Source organism: Ferribacterium limneticum (assembly GCF_020510585.1).
GTDB lineage: Bacteria > Pseudomonadota > Gammaproteobacteria > Burkholderiales > Rhodocyclaceae > Azonexus.
This window is the reverse complement of record NZ_CP075190.1, coordinates 140,441-158,362: the sequence shown is the minus strand read 5'-3', so window position 1 is coordinate 158,362 and position 17,922 is coordinate 140,441. Positions and strand designations below refer to the sequence as shown.

The window sequence follows — 17,922 nt, the reverse complement described above, 5'->3', positions numbered from 1 at the left end:
GTGTCCCATTTCACCAATCCGGAAGCCGACGTTGACCGTTTTCGCTTTCGCCTGGGCATCGCCGCGATTTGCGTCTTGCTGGCTTTTGGCCTGTTGCTTGGCCGCTTCATTTGGCTGCAGGTCATCCAGCATGATTTCTATCAAACGCGGGCCGAAGACAACCGTATCGCGCTGATCCCCATTGTGCCCAATCGTGGGGTCATCACTGACCGCAACGGCGTCGTGCTGGCCCACAATTATTCGGCCTTCACCCTTGAAATAACCCCGTCTCAGGCCGGTGACCTGGAAGCCACGATTGACGCGCTAGCCGAAGTGATCGACATCCAGCCCAAGGATCGCAAACGCTTCAAGCGCCTGCTCGATGAAGCCAAGAATTTCGAATCGATCCCGATTCGCACGCGTCTGACTGATGGCGAAGTCGCCAAATTTGCGGCGCACCGCTATCGTTTTCCCGGCGTCGAGGTCAAGGCCCGGCTGTTCCGCCAATACCCGCTCGGCGCTATCGCTTCGCACGCCATCGGCTACATTGGCCGGATCACCGAGCGCGACCTGAAATGGATCGAGGAATCGGAAAAACAGGCCAACTACAAGGGTACCGACCACGTTGGCAAGACCGGCCTCGAACAGCATTACGAATTCGAACTGCACGGCGAGACCGGCTACGAGGAAGTCGAGATCGATGCCGGCGGCCGTGCCCTGCGCAGCCTGAAGCGCATTCCACCGGTTTCCGGCAACAATCTGGCCCTGACCCTCGATGCCAAGCTGCAAGAAATTACCGAGCAGGCTTTCGGCGACCGCAAGGGGTCGCTCGTCGCCATCGACCCGCAGACCGGCGGCATCCTGGCCCTCGTTTCGACACCAACTTACGACCCCAACCTGTTCGTCGACGGCATAACGCCCGACAACTGGAAAGAGCTCAACGAGCACCCGAGCAAGCCGATGGTCAACCGGGCGATCAATGGTGCCTATCCGCCGGGCTCAACCTTCAAACCCTTCATGGCGCTGGCCGCCCTTGAATTAGGGAAACGCACGCCGAACCAGGCGATCAGCGATCCCGGCTACTTCACCTTCGGCAACCATACTTTTCGCGACGACAAGAAGGGCGGCCACGGCAGCGTGGACATGTACAAGTCCATCGTCCATTCCTGCGACACCTATTACTACATGCTCGCCAACGACATGGGGATCGACAACATCTCCAAATTCATGGGTTCGTTGGGCCTCGGCCAGCGCACCGGCGTTGATCTCGGCAAGGATGATTCCGGCGAATCGAAGGGCGTTCTGCCGTCGCAGGAGTGGAAAAAGCAGCGTTTCAAGAAGCCGGAACAGCAAAAATGGTATGCCGGCGAGACGATCTCGATCGGCATTGGCCAAGGTTACAACGCCTACACGCCGATACAGCTGGCCCAGGCCACGGCCACAGTCGCCAACAACGGCGTGATGTTCCGGCCACATCTGGTGCGCTACCTGATCGACACGAAAACCGGTGAAAAGCGCCAGGTCGAGCCAAAGCCGATTCGCGACCTGCAGTTGAAACAAAGCAACGTCGATGTCATCCGTCGGGCCATGGTTGGCGTCAACAAGGAAGGCACCGGCGCCCGCGCCTTTGCCGGCGCACCGTACGAGGCCGCCGGCAAGACCGGGACGGCCCAGGTCTTCTCGCTGAAGGGCGCCCAGTACAAGGAAGGCAGCACCAAGAAGGAATTGCGCGACCACGCCCTGTTCATCGCCTACGCCCCGGCCGACAACCCGAAAATCGCCCTCGCCGTGCTCGTCGAAAACGGCGGCTTCGGCGCCCAGTCAGCCGCCCCGATCGCCCGCATGGTCATCGACTACTATCTGCTCGGCAAGCTGCCGGGTGGCGCGGCACCGGAAGACCCAGCCGCCATCGAGGAAGACCCCGAAGAATGATCGACATCGCTGGCACCCTTCGCCGCAGCTGGCAGGAACTGATTGCCCACATCGACTTCCCGCTCTTTTTCATCATGCTGGCGATCATGGGCGTTGGCCTGGCCACGGTCAATTCAGCCACCTGGGATAGCAACCACCGCATGCTCTCCCAGGCGGGAAACATGGGCATCGCCATGGTCGTCATGTGGTTCGTCTCGCGCCTGCCGCCGCAGAAGCTCATGAATTTCGCCATCCCGCTCTATGTCTTCGGGATCATCCTGCTCATTGCCGTGTTCCTGTTCGGGATCAAGGTCAACGGCGCCAAGCGCTGGCTGTCGCTTGGTTTCACGCGCATCCAGCCGTCCGAAATCATGAAGATCGCCATGCCGCTCATGCTCGCCTGGTATTTCCAGAAATACGAGGCGACCCTCAGGCTCAAGCATTACTTCATTGCCGCGCTGCTGCTTTTCATCCCGTTTGCCCTGATCGCCAAGCAGCCTGACCTCGGCACCGCGCTGCTCGTCGGCTCGGCCGGTTTCTACGTCATTTTCTTCGCCGGCCTGCCGTGGAAGATCATTGCCGGGTTGCTCGTCGCCGCTGGCTCCGCCGCGCCGATTCTCTGGGGCATGATGCACGACTACCAGCAAAAGCGCATCCTGACCCTCATCGACCCGACCACCGACCCGCTCGGCTCCGGTTATCACATTATCCAGTCAACCATCGCCATCGGCTCCGGTGGCGCCTTTGGCAAGGGCTACCTGAACGGCACGCAGACCCACCTCGAATTCATTCCGGAAAAGCATACCGACTTCATCTTCGCCGTCTATTCCGAAGAATGGGGCCTGCTCGGCAACGTTCTGCTCCTTTTCCTGTACACCCTGCTCATCGGCCGCGGCCTGATAATCGCCTCCGGCGCCCCAACGCTGTTCTCGCGTCTGCTTGCCGGCGCCATCACGCTCGGCTTCTTCACCTACGCCTTCATCAACATGGGCATGGTCAGCGGCATCCTGCCCGTCGTCGGCGTACCTCTGCCGTTCATGAGCTATGGCGGGACAGCGCTGGTCATACTGTTCCTCGGCGTCGGCATGCTGATGTCGATCCACACCCACCGGATGCTGGTCAAGAAATGATCCGGCTGCTTGTCCCGCTGACTCTTGCCTTGCTGCTCGCCGCCTGTGGCAGCGTACCCCCCGCCCCGCTTCAGGGTTCCACGGTCGACCGGGAAAAACAGCCAAATTTGAAATCGCCGACGCCGACCAGAAAGCCGACCGCCGTCCTCAAGCGCGGCGGCGGTTTCTACAAGGACGACGGCCCGGCCGATGACATTCCGGATGGCCTGGAAGACATCCCGGATGCCGAGCCGAAATGGGAGCCGTTGCACAAGCCAGCGACCAAGCCCTACGTCGTCCTTGGCAAGGAATACGTCCCGAACAATGCGCTCAAACCGTACAAGGTGCGTGGCATCGCCAGCTGGTACGGCAAGAAGTTCCACGGCCAGAAGACCTCGATCGGCGAGCCTTACGACATGTTCGCCATGACCGCTGCCCATCCGACGCTGGCCCTGCCCTCCTACGTGCGCGTCACCAGCCTGCAGAGCGGCAAATCGGTGATCGTCCGCATCACCGACCGCGGCCCCTTCCACGCCGACCGCGTCATTGACCTCTCCTACACTGCCGCCTACAAGCTCGGCCTGATCAACGGCGGCAGCGGCCAGGTCGAGGTCGAGGCGATCATTCCTGGCGAGCTGTCCGGCACCGCCTATGCCCAGGTCACGCCGCCGGCTCGGATAGCGAGCAACGGCGAAGGAGACGAAATCGAGCAACTGGCCAAACGCATGGTGCTCGAGGAGCAGCCCGTGCCAACGCCAGCCATGGCAGCCCCGAGCAGCGATGCCGGCGCCGCCAAAGGCATCTACCTGCAGCTCGGTGCCTTTTCCAGTGCCGACAACGCCGAAAACCTCAAAAACCACCTTTTGCGCGAACTCGACTGGCTGACCGAAAGCATGCGGGTCAATCCGGCCGGCGGCATTCACCGCGTACACCTCGGCCCCTACGCCAGCCGCGGCGACGCTGACCGGGTGGCGGAAAAAATCCGCGCCGCGCTCGGCTACCGGCCGACCATCGTCAGTCGCTAAGCTTCAATCGCGTTGTTGACCGTGGCCACCACCACGTTGCCGCAGCCCTGATAATCGAGGCTGGAAAAACTCATCATCCTGGCCATCGCAATGCCCCGCCCGTTCGGGTCGAAGGCCCGCGCCGGATCGAAATTCAGGAACTTGTTCCACTCGAAACCGTGGCCCTGATCGGTAATCGTAAACACCACGGATTTCGCCGTGCGTTCCAGCCGAACCGTGGCAAACCGCTCGCAAAACTGCGGCAAGGCGAGTCGGCGATGAATTTCCGCCTCCCAGTCGCCCTCCCACTTGAGCAGTGATTTTTCCTGGTAGCTCACCCCCAGGTTGCCGTGCTCGACGGCATTGACCATGAGGTCCGAAAGCCCAGGGGCCACCACGTCAGGCGCCGGGCACATGGCGGCCAGGACGGGAACGAGGCTTGTGATGTCATCCAGGGTCACGAAACGGTATTCGACCGTACGAATGAGCTTTTGCGCCTCTTCCAGACGCGCCGCCCGACTGCGCAACTGACTGCGCGCCCGGCGCTCCTCCATTGCCACACGGACAATGGAAATCAGGGCTTCCGGCTCATAAGGCTTGGTCAGATAGTAGTAGGCCCCCGCTTCGAGGCCTTCCCTGACCTGGTCGGGAGATGACGCCGCCGTCTGCATGATGACCGGAATGTCGGCAAAGCGCGCTTCGCGCTTCATGCGCCGCAGGAACTCCATACCATCCAGTTCGGGCATCATGCGGTCGAGAATGACCAGCGAAAAATTGCTCTCCGGCGCAATCAGGCTGGCCCACGCTGCCAGCGGATCGCTGTGCATCTCGAGCGCAATCTCTTGCTGCTCGAGAAACTCTTCAATAATGAACAAGTTCAATTCCTCATCATCGACGACGAGAACACGCTCCTTATCCATGCATCAGCCTTCCCTTTTTCCCGGCAGCCATCTGCCAAAATCACCGCGTAATCCGCTGCTGATCGCCCTTGGCGAGCCAGTCATCGGCGAGGCACGATCCTAGCACGAGCCATCCGTTTGACCAGGATCAATGGCAAGCCGGCAACGCTGGCTATACTCGCGCGCTTGATATTCCGGATGTCTGCCATGACCTCCCTACCCGATCTCGTCTGCCCGGCCGGCAGCCTGCCGGCCCTCAAGGCTGCCGTCGACAACGGCGCCGATGCCGTCTATCTCGGCTTCAAGAACGACACCAACGCCCGCAACTTCGCCGGCCTCAATTTCGACGCCAAGACCATGGCCGACGGCATTCGCTACGCCCATGCCAAGGGTCGCGAAGTGCTGCTCGCCATCAATACTTTTCCCCAGGCCGGCCGCGTCGCCGACTGGCAAAAGGCCGTCGATGCCGCCGTCGATCAGGGCGTAGACGCCATTATCCTGGCCGACATCGGCCTGCTCGACTACGCCCGCAACCGCCATCCACAGCAACGTCTGCACCTATCGGTCCAGGGCTCAGCGACGAGCTATGAAGCGATCAATTTCTGTCAGCGCGAATTTGGCATCCGCCGCGCCGTGCTGCCGCGCGTACTGACCCTGGCCCAGGTCGAGAATGTCATCAAGAACACCACGGTGGAAATTGAGGTCTTCGGCTTTGGCAGCCTGTGCGTCATGAACGAGGGACGCTGCTGGCTGTCGTCTTACGCCTGTGGCGAATCCCCGAACACGGTCGGTGCCTGCTCGCCCGCCAAGTACGTCAAATGGGACAAAAAGCCGGGCAGCATGGAAACCCGCCTCAATGGCGTGCTCATCGACCGTTTCGGCGACGACGAACCGGCCGGCTACCCAACGCTATGCAAGGGACGCTTCGAAGTCCAGGGCGAAACCTATTACGCGCTCGAAGAACCGACCAGCCTCAACGTGCTGGAAATCCTGCCCGACATCATCAAGATCGGCGTCCGCGCCATCAAGGTCGAAGGCCGCCAGCGCAGCCCGACCTACGTCGCCCAGGTCACCCGCACACTGCGCGCCGCGCTCGATTCACTGCGCGACGGCAGCGAACGCTTCCATGTCAAACCGGCCTGGCAGGCTGAGCTTTCCAAAGTTTCCGAAGGCAGCCAGGCGACGCTCGGCGCCTACAACCGGCCGTGGCGCTGAAGGACAACGCAGCATGAAACTCTCGCTCGGACCCCTGCTCTATTTCTGGCCCAAGGCCGAGGTCATGGAGTTCTACGCCGAAATGGCGCAGAACCCGGCCCTCGACATCATCTACGTCGGCGAAGTGGTCTGTTCGCGCCGCCAGCAGTTGCGCACCGCCGACTGGATCGGCCTGGCCCGCGACCTGACCGATGCCGGCAAGCAGGTCGTCGTTTCCGCTCAGGCCCTGCTCGAATCGGAAAGCGACCTCAAGGCGCTGCGCCGTCTGATCGATGAATCCGGCTGCATGCTTGAGGCCAACGACCTCGGCGCGGTCAACCTCGTGCACGGCCAGGATTTCGTCGCCGGCCCCCACCTCAACATCTACAACGAGACGACGCTCGCCTCTTTTAACCGCTTCGGCCTCAAGCGCTGGGTGCCGCCGCTCGAAGGCACGCGGGCGATGATCGCAACCCTGCATGCCAGCAAGCCGGCTGGCGTCGAGACCGAGGTCTTTGTCTTCGGCAAGATTCCGCTGGCCTTTTCGGCCCGCTGCTTCACTGCCCGCCACTACGATCTGAACAAGGATGACTGCCAGTTCAAGTGCCTCGATCACGCCGAAGGTCTGACCCTCAAGACGCGCGAAGGTCAGGATTTCCTCTGCATCAACGGCATCCAGACCATGTCGGCGCAGAGCTACAACCTGCTGCACGAAATCCCGGACATGCTCGAAATGGGCATCGACATCGTGCGCATCAGCCCGCAGAAGGATCACATCAACGCCATCATCGCCGCCTTCGATGCCGCCCGACGCGGCGAGCCGGTGAACGTCGATAGCCGGGACTGGAACAGCAGCGGTCTGGTCGATGGCTACTGGTTCGGCGATGCGGGTATAGTCCAGCATCACAGCCAAGCGTTGGCACAACTCGGAGCCTGATCATGAACGGCAGCTTCACCATCCCCAAATTCCGCTTGCCCACCTTCGTCGCCCACCTTGGCCACAAGCTGCCGCAATGGCCGCATGCGCTGGTACTGGTTGCCGGCCTCAACGCCGCGCTGAAAATGAAACTACTGCCGGAAAGCGAACTGGCCCTGCTCGAAGACAAGCTGTTTCGGGTTCGCATCCTCGATACCGGCGGCGAGGCTTCATACACCTACGCCAACGGACTGTTCCGGCCGGTCTTCAGCCCGCAGCGCGAGCCTGACCTGGCTTTTGCCGCCAATCTGTCGGCCTACCTGCAACTGCTTTCCCGCCAGGAAGATCCGGATACGCTGTTCTTCAACCGCGAACTGGAAATCACCGGCGACACCGAGCTTGGCCTGATCGTCAAGAACATGCTCGATGCTGTTGAATGGCCGAAATTTTCAGCCAAGCTGCCGGTTTTTCGCCACTAGGCTAGCCTGTCCCGGCCAACCAGCATTCCCACGGTCAACCGGAAATTTTGGCCAAAATTGAAATCCGCTAAACGCTGCCGATCGGCACGATACTGAGCGTCTCTTCCAGTTCGATCGGCGTCGCCAAGCCCTGCATTTCACGAATGCTGCGCGGCCCCAAAAAGACGGCGACCCCAGCCAGCAGATCGCCTTCCGACGACATCAGGTGGGAGCGAATGGCTGGATACTCGTGACCAACCGCCTCAAGAACCTCACCCACCGTGTCGCCACTGGCGGTGATTTCGTTGCGACCACCGGCAAAACTGCGCAGAACCGGCGGTATATGAACGGAGACAACGGGGGAATCGAACATGGCAGGCCTCCTCTCGGTCTATAGCTGTAAGACAGGCCGGGGCAGCCATGGTTCTGGAAATAAAAACGGGAGGCCGCAGCCTCCCGTTCTGATCTTCAGGCGAAATCGCCTTTAGTTTTTCTTCTGCGTATCGAGACGGAACTTGACGTAAGAACCCGGTGCATCTTCGATGACCGTGAGCGTACCGTCTTCCGGCTTGCGTGCCTTGACCTTGGCATCACCGCCCGGCAGGCTGGTCACCCACTCGTTCCAGTGCGTCCACCACGAACCGGCATTTTGCGTAGCGCCGGCCAGGAAGTCTTCCGGGCTTTCCGGCAGATCGCCATCAGTCGCGTCATTGGTCCAGAAACCATACTTGTTGGCGACCGGCGGATTGACGATGCCGGCGATGTGGCCCGAGCCGCCGAGGACGAACTTGGTGTTGCCGGATGGCAGACGGGCGCCCATGTAGGTGCTCTTCCACGGTGCGATGTGGTCTTCGATGGTCGAGATGAAGTAGCACGGGGTCTTGACCTTGCTGATGTCGATCTTGACGCCGCCCAGCGTGATGCCGCCCGGTTCCCGGAGCAGGTTGGCCAGGTACATGTTGCGCAGGTAGAAGCTGTGCATGGCGGCCGGCATGCGGGTCGAGTCGGAGTTCCAGTAGAGCAGGTCGAAGGGGAACGGATCCTTGCCCATCAGGTAGTTATTGACCACGAAGGACCAGATCAGGTCGTTGGCGCGCAGCATGTTGAAGGTGCCGGCCATTTCCGAACCTTCGAGGAAGCCGCGTTCGGCCATCTTCTTTTCCAGACCGGCAACCGCACCTTCATCGAGGAAGATGCCCAGTTCGCCCGGCTCGGAGAAATCGAGCATGGTCGTGAAGAAGGTAGCCGAGGCAACGCGCTTGTCCTTCTTGGCCGTCATGTAGGCCAGCGTGGTCATGAGCAGCGTACCGCCCAGACAGTAGCCGGCCATGTTGACGCTGCTCTCGCCGGTATGGGCGCAAACCTGGTTGATCGCTTCGAGCGAGCCTTCGAGCAGGTAGTTTTCGAAGGACTTGGCGGCCAGCTTCTCGTCCGGATTGGTCCACGACATGATGAAGGTGGTGTGGCCCTGGTCGGTCGCCCACTTGACCAGCGAGTTCTTCTCGCGCAGGTCGAGGATATAGTACTTGTTGATCCACGGCGGGACGATCAGGAAAGGCTTCTTGTTCTGATCCGGCGTCGTCGGGTTGTACTGGATGAGCTGGAACAGCTCGTTCTGGAAAACCACCTTGCCCGGCGTCGTGGCAACGTTCTTGCCCATTTCGAAGGCCGAGGTATCGGTCATCCGGATGCGCAGCTGGCCATCACCGGATTCGACGTCGTGCAACAGGTTGTTGAGGCCCTTGATCAGGTTCTGGCCGTTGCTCTTGACGGTTTCGCGGAAGACTTCCGGATTGGTCAGGGCGAAGTTGGACGGCGACAGCGCGTCGATGTACTGGCGCGTGAAGAAGTTGACCTTCTGCTGGGTCGCTTCGTCCAGGCCTTCGGTACCGGCGACGGTATCGTGCAGGTGGCGCGCCGTGATCAGATAAGACTGCTTGACGAAGTCGAACATGAAATGTTCTTCCCACTCTTCGTCCTTGAAACGGTTGTCGCCCTTCTTGGGCGACGCTACGGCGTGGCTACCCGGCATGCCCATCATCTTCATGCTGGTGTTCTGCCACAGCGAGAAGTAGTCCCACATCATGTTCATCTGGGTCTGGGCCATCTTGTACGGATTGGCCAGCAGACGGGACGACAGGTCCATAAAGGCTTTGGCTACGCCCAGTTCATCGGCCGGCGCATTGACGCCATCCTTGGCTTTCTTTTCCATGAACTGGGTGATCAGGCGCGAGGCGCGCTGGGCGACTTCGGCATAAGTCTTGGCCATTTCGGCCGGGTTCGGCAGGTTCATACCCTGGTTTTCGGTTTGCTGCGACATCTTGAAACTCCCTCTGTCAGTGCGTAACGGCTTTAGGCTGCAACCGCGAATAGCGAATCACTCCGTCGGCGCCGATACTGCATGACAACCGACCAGCTTGCTCAAGGTAGTTCAGATGGGCAATTGCTTCGCCCATCGCGAACATGGTTTGGTGTGTATCGAGCGCCCGATTGAACAACACATCGAGCAACTCGGCTGCGCTCTGCGGCGCTAGTTCACAGCTGTCTTCCAAAGCTTGCAGTCGTTCTTCATGATGCGAATGCAGTGCCTGAACCCGCGCCCGAATCCCTGTGAAGGGCAAGCCGTGCGAAGGCAATACCAGTGTTTCGTCCGGAATTTCACTCGCCATTTCGTCCAGCGACTCGAGAAACCAGCGCAACGCGTCAGCCTTGGGGGTTGCGGCAAAAACGCTGATATTGGTCGAAATTCTCGGTAAAAGCATGTCGCCCGAAATTAACACGCCGAGTTCAACACAGTAAAGCGCCATATGTTCAGGCGCGTGACCATGACCTATCAAAATTTGCCATTTATTCCCGTCGACCGTAGCGATATCACCGATCTTCAGGCGGTCGTAGTATTCGGGCAAAGCCGGGACAGCCTTGCGATAACCTGAGCCGCGTTTTTCAAACTTGGCCAGTTGCTCGCTCCCCAGGCCATGCTGACGGAACTGTTCGACCATGAAACGCGCGCCATGCCCGCCGATCTCGTGCCATACGACATGCGCGGTCAGGAACTCGCCGGTCGTCATCGACAAGGGCGCGCCGGTCTTTTCCATGAGCCAGGTGGCCAGCCCGAGATGATCGGGATGGAAGTGGGTGACGATCAGGCGCGTCACCGGGCCATCGAGCTTTTCCAGGATTTGCGTCCACATTGTGCGCACAGCATCGTCGGGAAAACCGGTGTCTACAATGACCCAGCCCTGACCGTCACGGAGCAGCCAGAGATTGATGTGATCAAGCTGGAAGGGTAGCGGCATGCGCAGCCAGAAAACGCCGGGCGCCACTTCGGTCAGTTCGCCGGCAGCCGGCGGGTTAGCGTGGGGGAATTGCAGGGGCATGGACAAACCTTTTATTTGTAGGTGAACAACTTACCATACGGTAGCGGATTGAAAAAACCCCGGGCATCTGTTTAACTTGGCCGCACCTTGAGGAGACCAATTTGAGCCAAACGGCCACCACCTTTGCCATCTCCGACCTCGCCCGCGAGTTCGGCATCACCCCACGCACCATCCGCTTCTGGGAAGACCAGGGCATCCTGTCGCCCGTACGCGAAGGCAGCAAACGCGTATTCACCCGCCGCGACCGGGCACGCCTCAAGATGGCCCTGCGCGGCAAGCGTCTCGGGCTGTCGCTGGCCGAAATCAAGGACCTGATCGGCATGTACGCCTCGACCGAGGACGAAACGCCGCAACTGCTCGAATGCCTGCGCGTCATGGAAAAGCGCCGCGCCGCACTGGAACAGCAACGCGAGGACATCGAGGCGATGCTGGCGGAAATTTCGGAATTCGAGCGCCAGTGCGAACTGGAAGTGGCTCGCCGCAATGCCCCGTAAAAAATCTTTGATCTCTAGTTGACGTTAACGTCAACGTAAATACAATCACAACCTATGACCAAATTCCTCGACCCTCATTTTGCCGAACGCGTCAGCGCCAGTTTTGCCCGCCAGAACGCCATGGAGCTGATCCAGGCGACGATGCCGGTCATCGAGCACGGCCGGACAGAAATCCATCTACCGCACTGGACAGGTGTCGAGCAGCAGCACGGTTTTGTCCACGGCGGCGTCGTCGGCATGATCGCCGATTCGGCGGCCGGCTATGCGGCGATGACCGTTGTGCCGGAAACCGCCTCGGTGCTGACGGTCGAATTCAAGATGAATCTGGTCGCCCCGGCTGATGGCGAAAAACTGATCGCCCGCGGCAAGGTGGTCCGCCCCGGTCGTACGCTGATCGTCACCCAGGCCGAAGTCTTCGCCGTGAAAGACGGTCGGGAAACGCTGTGTGCACTGATGCAGCAGACCATCATGGTCATGCACGGCAAGACTGAAAAATAAATCGATAACGGAGACAAACCATGAACATACCCAGCCTCGATTTCGCCCTCGGCGAAGACATCAACCTGCTGCGCGATGCGGTGAAGGCTTTTGCCGACGCCGAAATCGCGCCGCGCGCCGCCGAAGTCGACCGCATCAATCACTTCCCGGCCGACCTCTGGAAGAAATTTGGCGACATGGGACTGCTCGGCATGACCGCCAGCGAGGAATACGGCGGCACCAATATGGGCTATCTGGCCCACATCGTGGCGCTCGAAGAAATTTCCCGCGCTTCGGCGTCGATCGGCCTGTCCTACGGTGCCCACTCGAACCTGTGCGTCAACCAGATCCGCCGCAACGGCAGCGAAGCGCAGCGCCAGAAATACCTGCCCAAACTGATTTCCGGCGACCATGTCGGCGCCCTGGCCATGTCCGAGCCAAGCGCCGGCTCCGACGTCGTCTCGATGAAACTGAAGGCCGAGAAGAAGGGCGACCGCTACGTCCTCAACGGTTCCAAGATGTGGATCACCAACGGCGGCGATGCCGACACGCTGGTGGTCTACGCCAAGACCGACCCGACCGCCGGGGCCAAGGGCATGACCGCCTTCATCGTCGAAAAGGATTTCAAGGGTTTCACCCACGGCACTCACCTCGACAAACTGGGCATGCGCGGCTCCAACACCTTCCCGCTATTCTTCGACGACTGCGAAGTTCCCGAAGAAAACGTGCTGGGCGGCGTCGGTAACGGCACCAAGGTATTGATGTCCGGCCTCGACTACGAACGCGCCGTGCTGTGCGGCGGCCCGCTCGGCATCATGGCAGCCTGCATGGACGTCGTTGTCCCCTTCCTCCACGAACGCAAGCAGTTCGGCCAGGCGATCGGCGAATTCCAGCTCATGCAAGGCAAGGTCGCCGATATGTATTCGACCTGGATGGCCAACCGCGCCTACGTCTATGCCGTCGGCCGCGCCTGCGATGCTACCGACCACGCCCGGACGCTGCGCAAGGACGCTGCCGGGGCCATTCTCTATTCCGCCGAAAAGGCGACCTGGATGGCCGGCGAGGCCATTCAAACCCTGGGCGGCGTCGGCTACACCAACGAATATCCGGTCGGCCGTTTGTGGCGCGATGCCAAGCTCTATGAGATCGGGGCAGGCACTTCGGAAATCCGTAGAATGCTGATTGGCCGCGAACTTTTCGCCGAAACTGCCTAACAAGCTCCCGCCGGCGTTCCCGGAACGGGGGCGCTGCACCAAGGAGCTATACAGCATGACCGTTACCTTACGTACCCTCACCGCCAACGATGCCGAAGCACTGGAGCAGGTTCGCCAGTATTTCCGCAATTACGCAGCCTGGCTGGGCGTTGACCTGTGCTTCCAGAATTTCGACCAGGAAATGGCCTCCCTGCCCGGAGCCTACTCGGCGCCGCAGGGCCGGCTATTTTTTGCCGAAATCGACGGTCGACCGGCCGGTTGTGTCGGTGTGCGCGCTTTGGCCGGCAGCGAAGGCATTTGCGAAATGAAGCGGCTCTACGTCAGCCCCGAGGAGCGCGGCCACGGCATCGGCCGCACCCTGGCACTGGCGGCGATCAAGGCGGCCCGGGACATCGGCTACAAGCGCCTGCTGCTCGACACGCTGCCCAACATGCGGATGGCGGTGAAGCTATACCGCGAGTTGGGGTTCACCGAATCGCCCGCCTACTACCCAACGCCGGACGACGAACGCATTTTCCTGACGCTCGATCTCGACAACTGGTCGGAAGAGGAAATCCGCAACGAGAACCTGACCCACCTGTTCGACTACAACCGGGCCTGGGCCAAGCAGATGCACGAAATCGATCCGACCTATTTCGACAAGCTGGCCCATCTGCAAAATCCCGAATTCCTGTGGATCGGCTGCTCCGATTCGCGCGTGCCGGCCAACCAGATCGTCGGACTGCTGCCGGGCGAAGTGTTCGTCCATCGCAACGTCGCCAATGTCGTGGTCCACACCGACCTCAACTGCCTGTCGGTCATCCAGTACGCGGTCGATGTGCTCAAGGTCAAACACATCATGGTCGTCGGCCACTACGGGTGCGGCGGCGTGCTCGCCGCGCTCAACCGGACCCGGGTCGGCGTCGTCGATCTCTGGCTGCGCCACGTCCATGACGTACATAACAAGCACCTGGCCAATGTCGACAGCCTGCCCGAAACCCAGCGTCACGACCGTCTGTGCGAACTGAACGTCCTCGAACAGGTCGTCAATGTCTGCCACAACCCGGTCGTCCAGGATGCCTGGCAGCGTGGCCAGCGATTGACCGTGCATGGCTGGATCTACGGCCTCAAGGACGGCCACATGCATGACCTCGGCATCACCGTCGATACCCTCGACGACCTCCCTACCCGTTACGACGCCGCACTGAAAGCGTTGGACGCCTGATCACAACAAAACGCAGGAGAAATCAGCATGAATGACCCGATCGTTATCGTTTCCGCCGCCCGCACCGCCATGGGCTCGTTTCAAGGTGGCTTCAGCGCCCTGACCGCCGCCAATCTCGGCGCCGTGGCCATCAAGGCCGCCGTCGAGCGCGCCGGCATCGACGTCAACCTGATCGAGGAAGTGCTGATGGGCTGCGTCCTGCAAGCCGGCCAGGGCCAGGCCCCCGCTCGCCAGGCGGCATTGCAGGCCGGCCTGCCGATTTCGGCCGGGTGCGCCACCATCCACAAGGTCTGCGGCTCGGCCATGAAGGCGACCATGCTCGGTCACGACGGCATCCTGGCCGGTTCCTATGGCGCCGCCGTGGTCGGCGGCATGGAGTCGATGACCAACGCCCCCTACCTGCTGGCCAAGGCACGTGGCGGCTATCGCCTCGGTCACGGCCAGATGTTCGACCACATGTTCATGGATGGCCTGGAGGACTCCTACAGCAAGGAAACCCGTGGCCGCCTGATGGGCACTTTTGCCGAAGAGTGTGCGAGCACTTACGGTTTCACCCGCGAAGCCCAGGATGGGTTCGCCGTGCGCTCGACGACCCGTGCCATCGAGGCCAGTAACAATGGCAGCTTCGCCTGGGAAATCGCGCCGACCACCGTCGCCGGCCGCAAGGGCGATGTGGTGATCGACAAGGATGAAGGGCCGTTCGCGGTCAACGTGGAAAAAATCCCGACTTTGAAGCCGGCCTTCAAGAAGGACGGCACGGTCACCGCCGCCAATTCCTCGTCGATTTCCGACGGCGCCGCCGCCATGGTGCTCATGCGCGCCTCGCAAGCCGCCAAGCTCGGCCTGCAGCCGCTTGCCCGCATCGTTGCCCACACGACGCACGCCGGCACGCCCGCCCTCTTCCCGTCGGCTCCGGTCGGCGCCATGCAGAAATTGTTCGCCAAGACCGGGTGGACCGCAGAATCGGTCGACCTCTACGAAATCAACGAAGCCTTCGCCGTCGTCACCATGGCTTCGCTGCACGACCTCAAGCTCGACCCGGCCAAGGTCAATGTCCACGGCGGCGCCTGTGCGCTCGGTCACCCGATCGGCGCTTCCGGCGCCCGCATCGTCGTCACCCTGCTCGGCGCGCTCAAGAAGTATGGCAAGAAACGCGGCGTTGCCAGCTTGTGCATCGGGGGCGGCGAAGCGACGGCCCTGGCCGTTGAAATGCTCTGAGCGGAGACAGACCGATGATCCTCACGCAAGAACAGGAAATGATCCGCGACACCATGCGCGCCTTCGCCCAGGAGCGCCTCGCCCCCTTCGCCGCCGACTGGGACAGGAACCACACCTTCCCGGCCGAAGCGCTCAAGGAACTCGGTGAACTCGGCGCGCTGGGCATGGTCGTCCCCGAGGAATGGGACGGCGCCGGCATGGATTACATGTCGCTGGTCCTGACCCTGGAAGAAATCGCCGCCGGCGACGGCGCCACGTCGACCATCGTTTCGGTGCAGAACTCGCTGGCCTGCGGCATCACGATGAAGTACGGCACAGACGCGCAGAAGGAAGAATGGCTCAAACCACTGGCCCGCGGCGAAAAGCTCGGCTGCTTCTGCCTGACCGAACCGCATACCGGTTCGGATGCCGCGGCGATCACCACGCGGGCTGACCGCGATGGCGACCATTTCGTGCTCAACGGCGTCAAGCAATTCATCACCACCGGCAAGCACGCCCAGATGGCCATCGTCTTCGCGGTGACCGACAAAACGGCTGGCAAGAAGGGCATTTCCTGCTTTCTGATCCCGACGGCAACGCCCGGCTTCATCGTCGGCCGCACGGAAGACAAGATGGGCCAGCACGCTTCCGACACCGTGCAGATCATTCTCGAAAACTGCCGCGTGCCGGCCTCGGCGCTGCTCGGCAAGGAGGGCGAAGGCTACAAGATTGCGCTGTCCAACCTCGAAGCCGGCCGCATCGGCATCGCCGCCCAGAGCATCGGCATGGCCCGCGCCGCCTTCGAAGCAGCCGTGCGCTACGCCAAGGAGCGCGTGACCTTTGGCGTGCCCATCATTGACCACCAGGCCGTCAATTTCCGCCTGGCCGACATGAATACGCTGCTCGATGCCGCCCGCCTCATGGTCTGGCGCGCCGCCCAGCTCAAGGACGCCGGCAAGCCCTGCCTGAAGGAAGCCTCGATGGCCAAGATGTTCGCCTCGGAAGCCGCCGAGAAGATTGCCTCGGACGCCATCCAGATCCACGGCGGCGTCGGCTACACCAGCGACTTCCCGGTCGAGCGGATCTACCGCGACGTGCGCATCTGCCAGATTTACGAGGGCGCCAACGACATCCAGCGGCTGGTCATCGGGCGCAGCATCGCCAACGAGTAATCAAACCCCATTGCTACGGTCAACCGGAAAAAAAGCCTAAAAATGAAATTGACCGTAGCCCGAACAGGAGACAAACAATGACCGACGCCAACCCCTCGATCGATTTCTACTTCGATTTTTCCAGCCCCTACGGCTACCTGCTCAGTGAGAAGATCGACGCCCTGGCCGCCCAATACGGCCGCAAGGTGCGCTGGCATCCGATCCTGCTCGGCATCATTTTCAAGGCCACGGGCAGCGCGCCGCTGACCATGCAGAATCCGGCCAAGGCCAGCTACTCGCTGCACGACTTCTCACGTTCAGCCCGTTTCATGGGCATTCCCTACAAACATCCGAGCCAGTTCCCGCTCGCCACGCAGGCCGCCGCCCGCGCCTACTACTGGCTGCACGGCCAGGATTGCGCGCTGGCCAGGCAATTCGCCCACGCCACGTTCCGCGCCCTCTACGTCGATGACCGGGATATTTCATCGCCCGACACCGTGCTCGACATTGCCAGCCAACTTGGCGTCGACCGCGAAGCCCTCGCCGCCGCCCTGCAAAGCCCGGAAATTAAGGAGCGCCTCAAGGACGAAGTCGACAAGGCGATGAAACTCGGCGTCTTCGGTTCGCCTTACGTGCTCATCGACGGCGAAGCCTTCTTCGGCGCCGACCGCCTGCCGCAGATCGAACACTGGCTGAAAACCGGCGGTTTTTGAGCGAATTTTCCAGGACACTATGAAACGACTCTGCGTCTTCTGCGGCTCGAACGCCGGCAGCAATCCGATCTACCGGGCCGAGGCTGAAACGCTCGGTCGCCTGCTCGCCGCCCGCGGCATCGAGCTGGTCTATGGCGCCGGCAATATCGGCCTCATGGGCGCCGTTGCCGATGCCTGCCTGGAAGCCGGCGGCACGGTCATCGGCGTCATCCCGGAAGCGTTGATGGGCAAGGAAGTCGCCGGCCGCGCCGTCGATCACCGGGCGCTGACGCGCATCGAGGTGGTCGATTCGATGCACACGCGCAAGGCGCGCATGGCCGAGCTGTCCGACGGCTTCATCGCCCTGCCCGGCGGCTTCGGCACCTTCGAGGAATTCTGCGAAATCCTGACTTGGGGCCAGCTCGGCTTTCATGCCAAACCGATGGGCCTGCTCAACGTAAACGGTTTCTACGACCCGCTGCTCGCCATGTTCGACATGGCCGTCGCCGAGGGCTTCCTGCGCGCCCAGAACCGGGCCATGGCACTGGCCGACACCGACATCGAAAAACTGCTCGCCACCATGACTGCCTACCGGCCGGAGCCGGTCAGCAAGTGGCTTAAAGAGGAAAAGCAGTTGTGAGGATCG

General features: G+C 61.3%; 18 protein-coding genes. 14 read left to right on the top strand and 4 right to left on the bottom strand.

All coding sequences use genetic code 11. The features are described from left to right. Genes mrdA through KI613_RS00705 form a run of 3 tightly spaced genes read left to right on the top strand, consistent with a single transcriptional unit; the run spans position 1 to position 4,024 of the window. A complete protein-coding gene (gene mrdA / locus KI613_RS00715; protein WP_226403324.1) occupies positions 1 to 1,911 on the top strand; it encodes a penicillin-binding protein 2 in 1,911 nt (636 codons plus the stop codon). Then, positions 1,908 to 3,020, top strand: coding sequence for a rod shape-determining protein RodA (rodA, locus tag KI613_RS00710; protein ID WP_226403323.1), 1,113 nt, complete (start codon positions 1,908 to 1,910; stop codon positions 3,018 to 3,020). The genes mrdA and rodA overlap by 4 nt, the downstream gene beginning before the upstream one ends. Next, complete coding sequence (locus KI613_RS00705) at positions 3,017 to 4,024, top strand: septal ring lytic transglycosylase RlpA family protein (RefSeq protein ID WP_226403322.1); 1,008 nt, start codon at positions 3,017 to 3,019, stop codon at positions 4,022 to 4,024. Before rodA ends, KI613_RS00705 begins: the two co-directional genes overlap by 4 nt. Here the strand turns inward: KI613_RS00705 and KI613_RS00700 are convergent. Then, a complete protein-coding gene (locus tag KI613_RS00700; RefSeq protein WP_226403321.1) occupies positions 4,021 to 4,923 on the bottom strand; it encodes a response regulator in 903 nt (300 codons plus the stop codon). The two genes, KI613_RS00705 and KI613_RS00700, sit on opposite strands and share 4 nt — an antisense overlap. 186 nt (positions 4,924 to 5,109) lie before the next feature. Here KI613_RS00700 and ubiU point away from each other — a divergent pair, with 186 nt between their 5' ends. The 3 genes from ubiU to ubiT are packed head-to-tail and all read left to right on the top strand — an operon-like array spanning position 5,110 to position 7,491. Next, positions 5,110 to 6,117, top strand: coding sequence for a ubiquinone anaerobic biosynthesis protein UbiU (gene ubiU, locus KI613_RS00695; protein WP_226403320.1), 1,008 nt, complete (start codon positions 5,110 to 5,112; stop codon positions 6,115 to 6,117). 13 nt (positions 6,118 to 6,130) lie between these two features. Next, positions 6,131 to 7,033, top strand: coding sequence for a U32 family peptidase (locus tag KI613_RS00690; RefSeq protein ID WP_226403319.1), 903 nt, complete (start codon positions 6,131 to 6,133; stop codon positions 7,031 to 7,033). Positions 7,034 to 7,035: 2 nt separating this feature from the next. Continuing rightward, the gene (ubiT, locus tag KI613_RS00685; RefSeq protein WP_226403318.1) at positions 7,036 to 7,491 is read left to right on the top strand and encodes a ubiquinone anaerobic biosynthesis accessory factor UbiT; all 456 of its coding nucleotides are present in this window, start codon (positions 7,036 to 7,038) and stop codon (positions 7,489 to 7,491) included. 67 nt (positions 7,492 to 7,558) lie between these two features. Here ubiT and KI613_RS00680 read toward each other — a convergent pair whose 3' ends face one another. The 3 genes from KI613_RS00680 to KI613_RS00670 form a co-directional block, all read right to left on the bottom strand. Continuing rightward, a complete protein-coding gene (locus KI613_RS00680; RefSeq protein WP_226403317.1) occupies positions 7,559 to 7,843 on the bottom strand; it encodes a MoaD/ThiS family protein in 285 nt (94 codons plus the stop codon). Between the two features lie 111 nt (positions 7,844 to 7,954). Continuing rightward, positions 7,955 to 9,790 carry a PHA/PHB synthase family protein gene (locus KI613_RS00675; RefSeq protein ID WP_226403316.1) on the bottom strand — a complete coding sequence of 612 codons (1,836 nt, stop codon included), beginning with the start codon at positions 9,788 to 9,790 and terminating at the stop codon, positions 7,955 to 7,957. A 16-nt stretch (positions 9,791 to 9,806) separates the two neighbouring features. Then, on the bottom strand, positions 9,807 to 10,847 hold the full coding sequence (locus tag KI613_RS00670) for an MBL fold metallo-hydrolase (RefSeq protein ID WP_226403315.1): 1,041 nt from the start codon (positions 10,845 to 10,847) through the stop codon (positions 9,807 to 9,809). 101 nt (positions 10,848 to 10,948) lie between these two features. Between KI613_RS00670 and KI613_RS00665 the strand changes: the two genes are divergently transcribed. From KI613_RS00665 to KI613_RS00630, 8 genes are all read left to right on the top strand, one after another. Continuing rightward, complete coding sequence (locus KI613_RS00665) at positions 10,949 to 11,341, top strand: MerR family transcriptional regulator (RefSeq protein WP_226403314.1); 393 nt, start codon at positions 10,949 to 10,951, stop codon at positions 11,339 to 11,341. A 54-nt stretch (positions 11,342 to 11,395) separates the two neighbouring features. Further along, a complete protein-coding gene (locus KI613_RS00660; RefSeq protein WP_226403313.1) occupies positions 11,396 to 11,839 on the top strand; it encodes a PaaI family thioesterase in 444 nt (147 codons plus the stop codon). Positions 11,840 to 11,859: 20 nt separating this feature from the next. Next, on the top strand, positions 11,860 to 13,032 hold the full coding sequence (locus KI613_RS00655) for an isovaleryl-CoA dehydrogenase (protein WP_226403312.1): 1,173 nt from the start codon (positions 11,860 to 11,862) through the stop codon (positions 13,030 to 13,032). A 55-nt stretch (positions 13,033 to 13,087) separates the two neighbouring features. Further along, positions 13,088 to 14,236, top strand: coding sequence for a carbonate dehydratase (can, locus tag KI613_RS00650; protein ID WP_226403311.1), 1,149 nt, complete (start codon positions 13,088 to 13,090; stop codon positions 14,234 to 14,236). A gap of 27 nt (positions 14,237 to 14,263) precedes the next feature. Further along, positions 14,264 to 15,454, top strand: coding sequence for an acetyl-CoA C-acyltransferase (locus KI613_RS00645; RefSeq protein ID WP_226403310.1), 1,191 nt, complete (start codon positions 14,264 to 14,266; stop codon positions 15,452 to 15,454). Between the two features lie 14 nt (positions 15,455 to 15,468). After that, positions 15,469 to 16,605, top strand: coding sequence for an acyl-CoA dehydrogenase (locus tag KI613_RS00640; protein WP_226403309.1), 1,137 nt, complete (start codon positions 15,469 to 15,471; stop codon positions 16,603 to 16,605). Positions 16,606 to 16,682: 77 nt separating this feature from the next. Beyond that, positions 16,683 to 17,297 (top strand): 2-hydroxychromene-2-carboxylate isomerase, encoded by a 615-nt coding sequence (locus tag KI613_RS00635; protein WP_226403308.1) that lies wholly within the window; start codon positions 16,683 to 16,685, stop codon positions 17,295 to 17,297. A 19-nt stretch (positions 17,298 to 17,316) separates the two neighbouring features. After that, positions 17,317 to 17,916 (top strand): LOG family protein, encoded by a 600-nt coding sequence (locus KI613_RS00630; RefSeq protein ID WP_226403307.1) that lies wholly within the window; start codon positions 17,317 to 17,319, stop codon positions 17,914 to 17,916. Positions 17,917 to 17,922: the final 6 nt, after the last annotated feature.

What these genes read in the sequence shown, in the direction of transcription:
- rodA (WP_226403323.1), top strand. Translation starts at nt 1,908, where the DNA reads ATGATCGACATCGCTGGCACCCTTCGCCGCAGCTGGCAGGAACTGATT.
- KI613_RS00705 (WP_226403322.1), top strand. Translation starts at nt 3,017, where the DNA reads ATGATCCGGCTGCTTGTCCCGCTGACTCTTGCCTTGCTGCTCGCCGCC.
- KI613_RS00700 (WP_226403321.1), bottom strand. Translation starts at nt 4,923, where the DNA reads ATGGATAAGGAGCGTGTTCTCGTCGTCGATGATGAGGAATTGAACTTG.
- ubiU (WP_226403320.1), top strand. Translation starts at nt 5,110, where the DNA reads ATGACCTCCCTACCCGATCTCGTCTGCCCGGCCGGCAGCCTGCCGGCC.
- KI613_RS00690 (WP_226403319.1), top strand. Translation starts at nt 6,131, where the DNA reads ATGAAACTCTCGCTCGGACCCCTGCTCTATTTCTGGCCCAAGGCCGAG.
- ubiT (WP_226403318.1), top strand. Translation starts at nt 7,036, where the DNA reads ATGAACGGCAGCTTCACCATCCCCAAATTCCGCTTGCCCACCTTCGTC.
- KI613_RS00680 (WP_226403317.1), bottom strand. Translation starts at nt 7,843, where the DNA reads ATGTTCGATTCCCCCGTTGTCTCCGTTCATATACCGCCGGTTCTGCGC.
- KI613_RS00675 (WP_226403316.1), bottom strand. Translation starts at nt 9,790, where the DNA reads ATGTCGCAGCAAACCGAAAACCAGGGTATGAACCTGCCGAACCCGGCC.
- KI613_RS00670 (WP_226403315.1), bottom strand. Translation starts at nt 10,847, where the DNA reads ATGCCCCTGCAATTCCCCCACGCTAACCCGCCGGCTGCCGGCGAACTG.
- KI613_RS00660 (WP_226403313.1), top strand. Translation starts at nt 11,396, where the DNA reads ATGACCAAATTCCTCGACCCTCATTTTGCCGAACGCGTCAGCGCCAGT.
- KI613_RS00655 (WP_226403312.1), top strand. Translation starts at nt 11,860, where the DNA reads ATGAACATACCCAGCCTCGATTTCGCCCTCGGCGAAGACATCAACCTG.
- can (WP_226403311.1), top strand. Translation starts at nt 13,088, where the DNA reads ATGACCGTTACCTTACGTACCCTCACCGCCAACGATGCCGAAGCACTG.
- KI613_RS00645 (WP_226403310.1), top strand. Translation starts at nt 14,264, where the DNA reads ATGAATGACCCGATCGTTATCGTTTCCGCCGCCCGCACCGCCATGGGC.
- KI613_RS00640 (WP_226403309.1), top strand. Translation starts at nt 15,469, where the DNA reads ATGATCCTCACGCAAGAACAGGAAATGATCCGCGACACCATGCGCGCC.
- KI613_RS00635 (WP_226403308.1), top strand. Translation starts at nt 16,683, where the DNA reads ATGACCGACGCCAACCCCTCGATCGATTTCTACTTCGATTTTTCCAGC.
- KI613_RS00630 (WP_226403307.1), top strand. Translation starts at nt 17,317, where the DNA reads ATGAAACGACTCTGCGTCTTCTGCGGCTCGAACGCCGGCAGCAATCCG.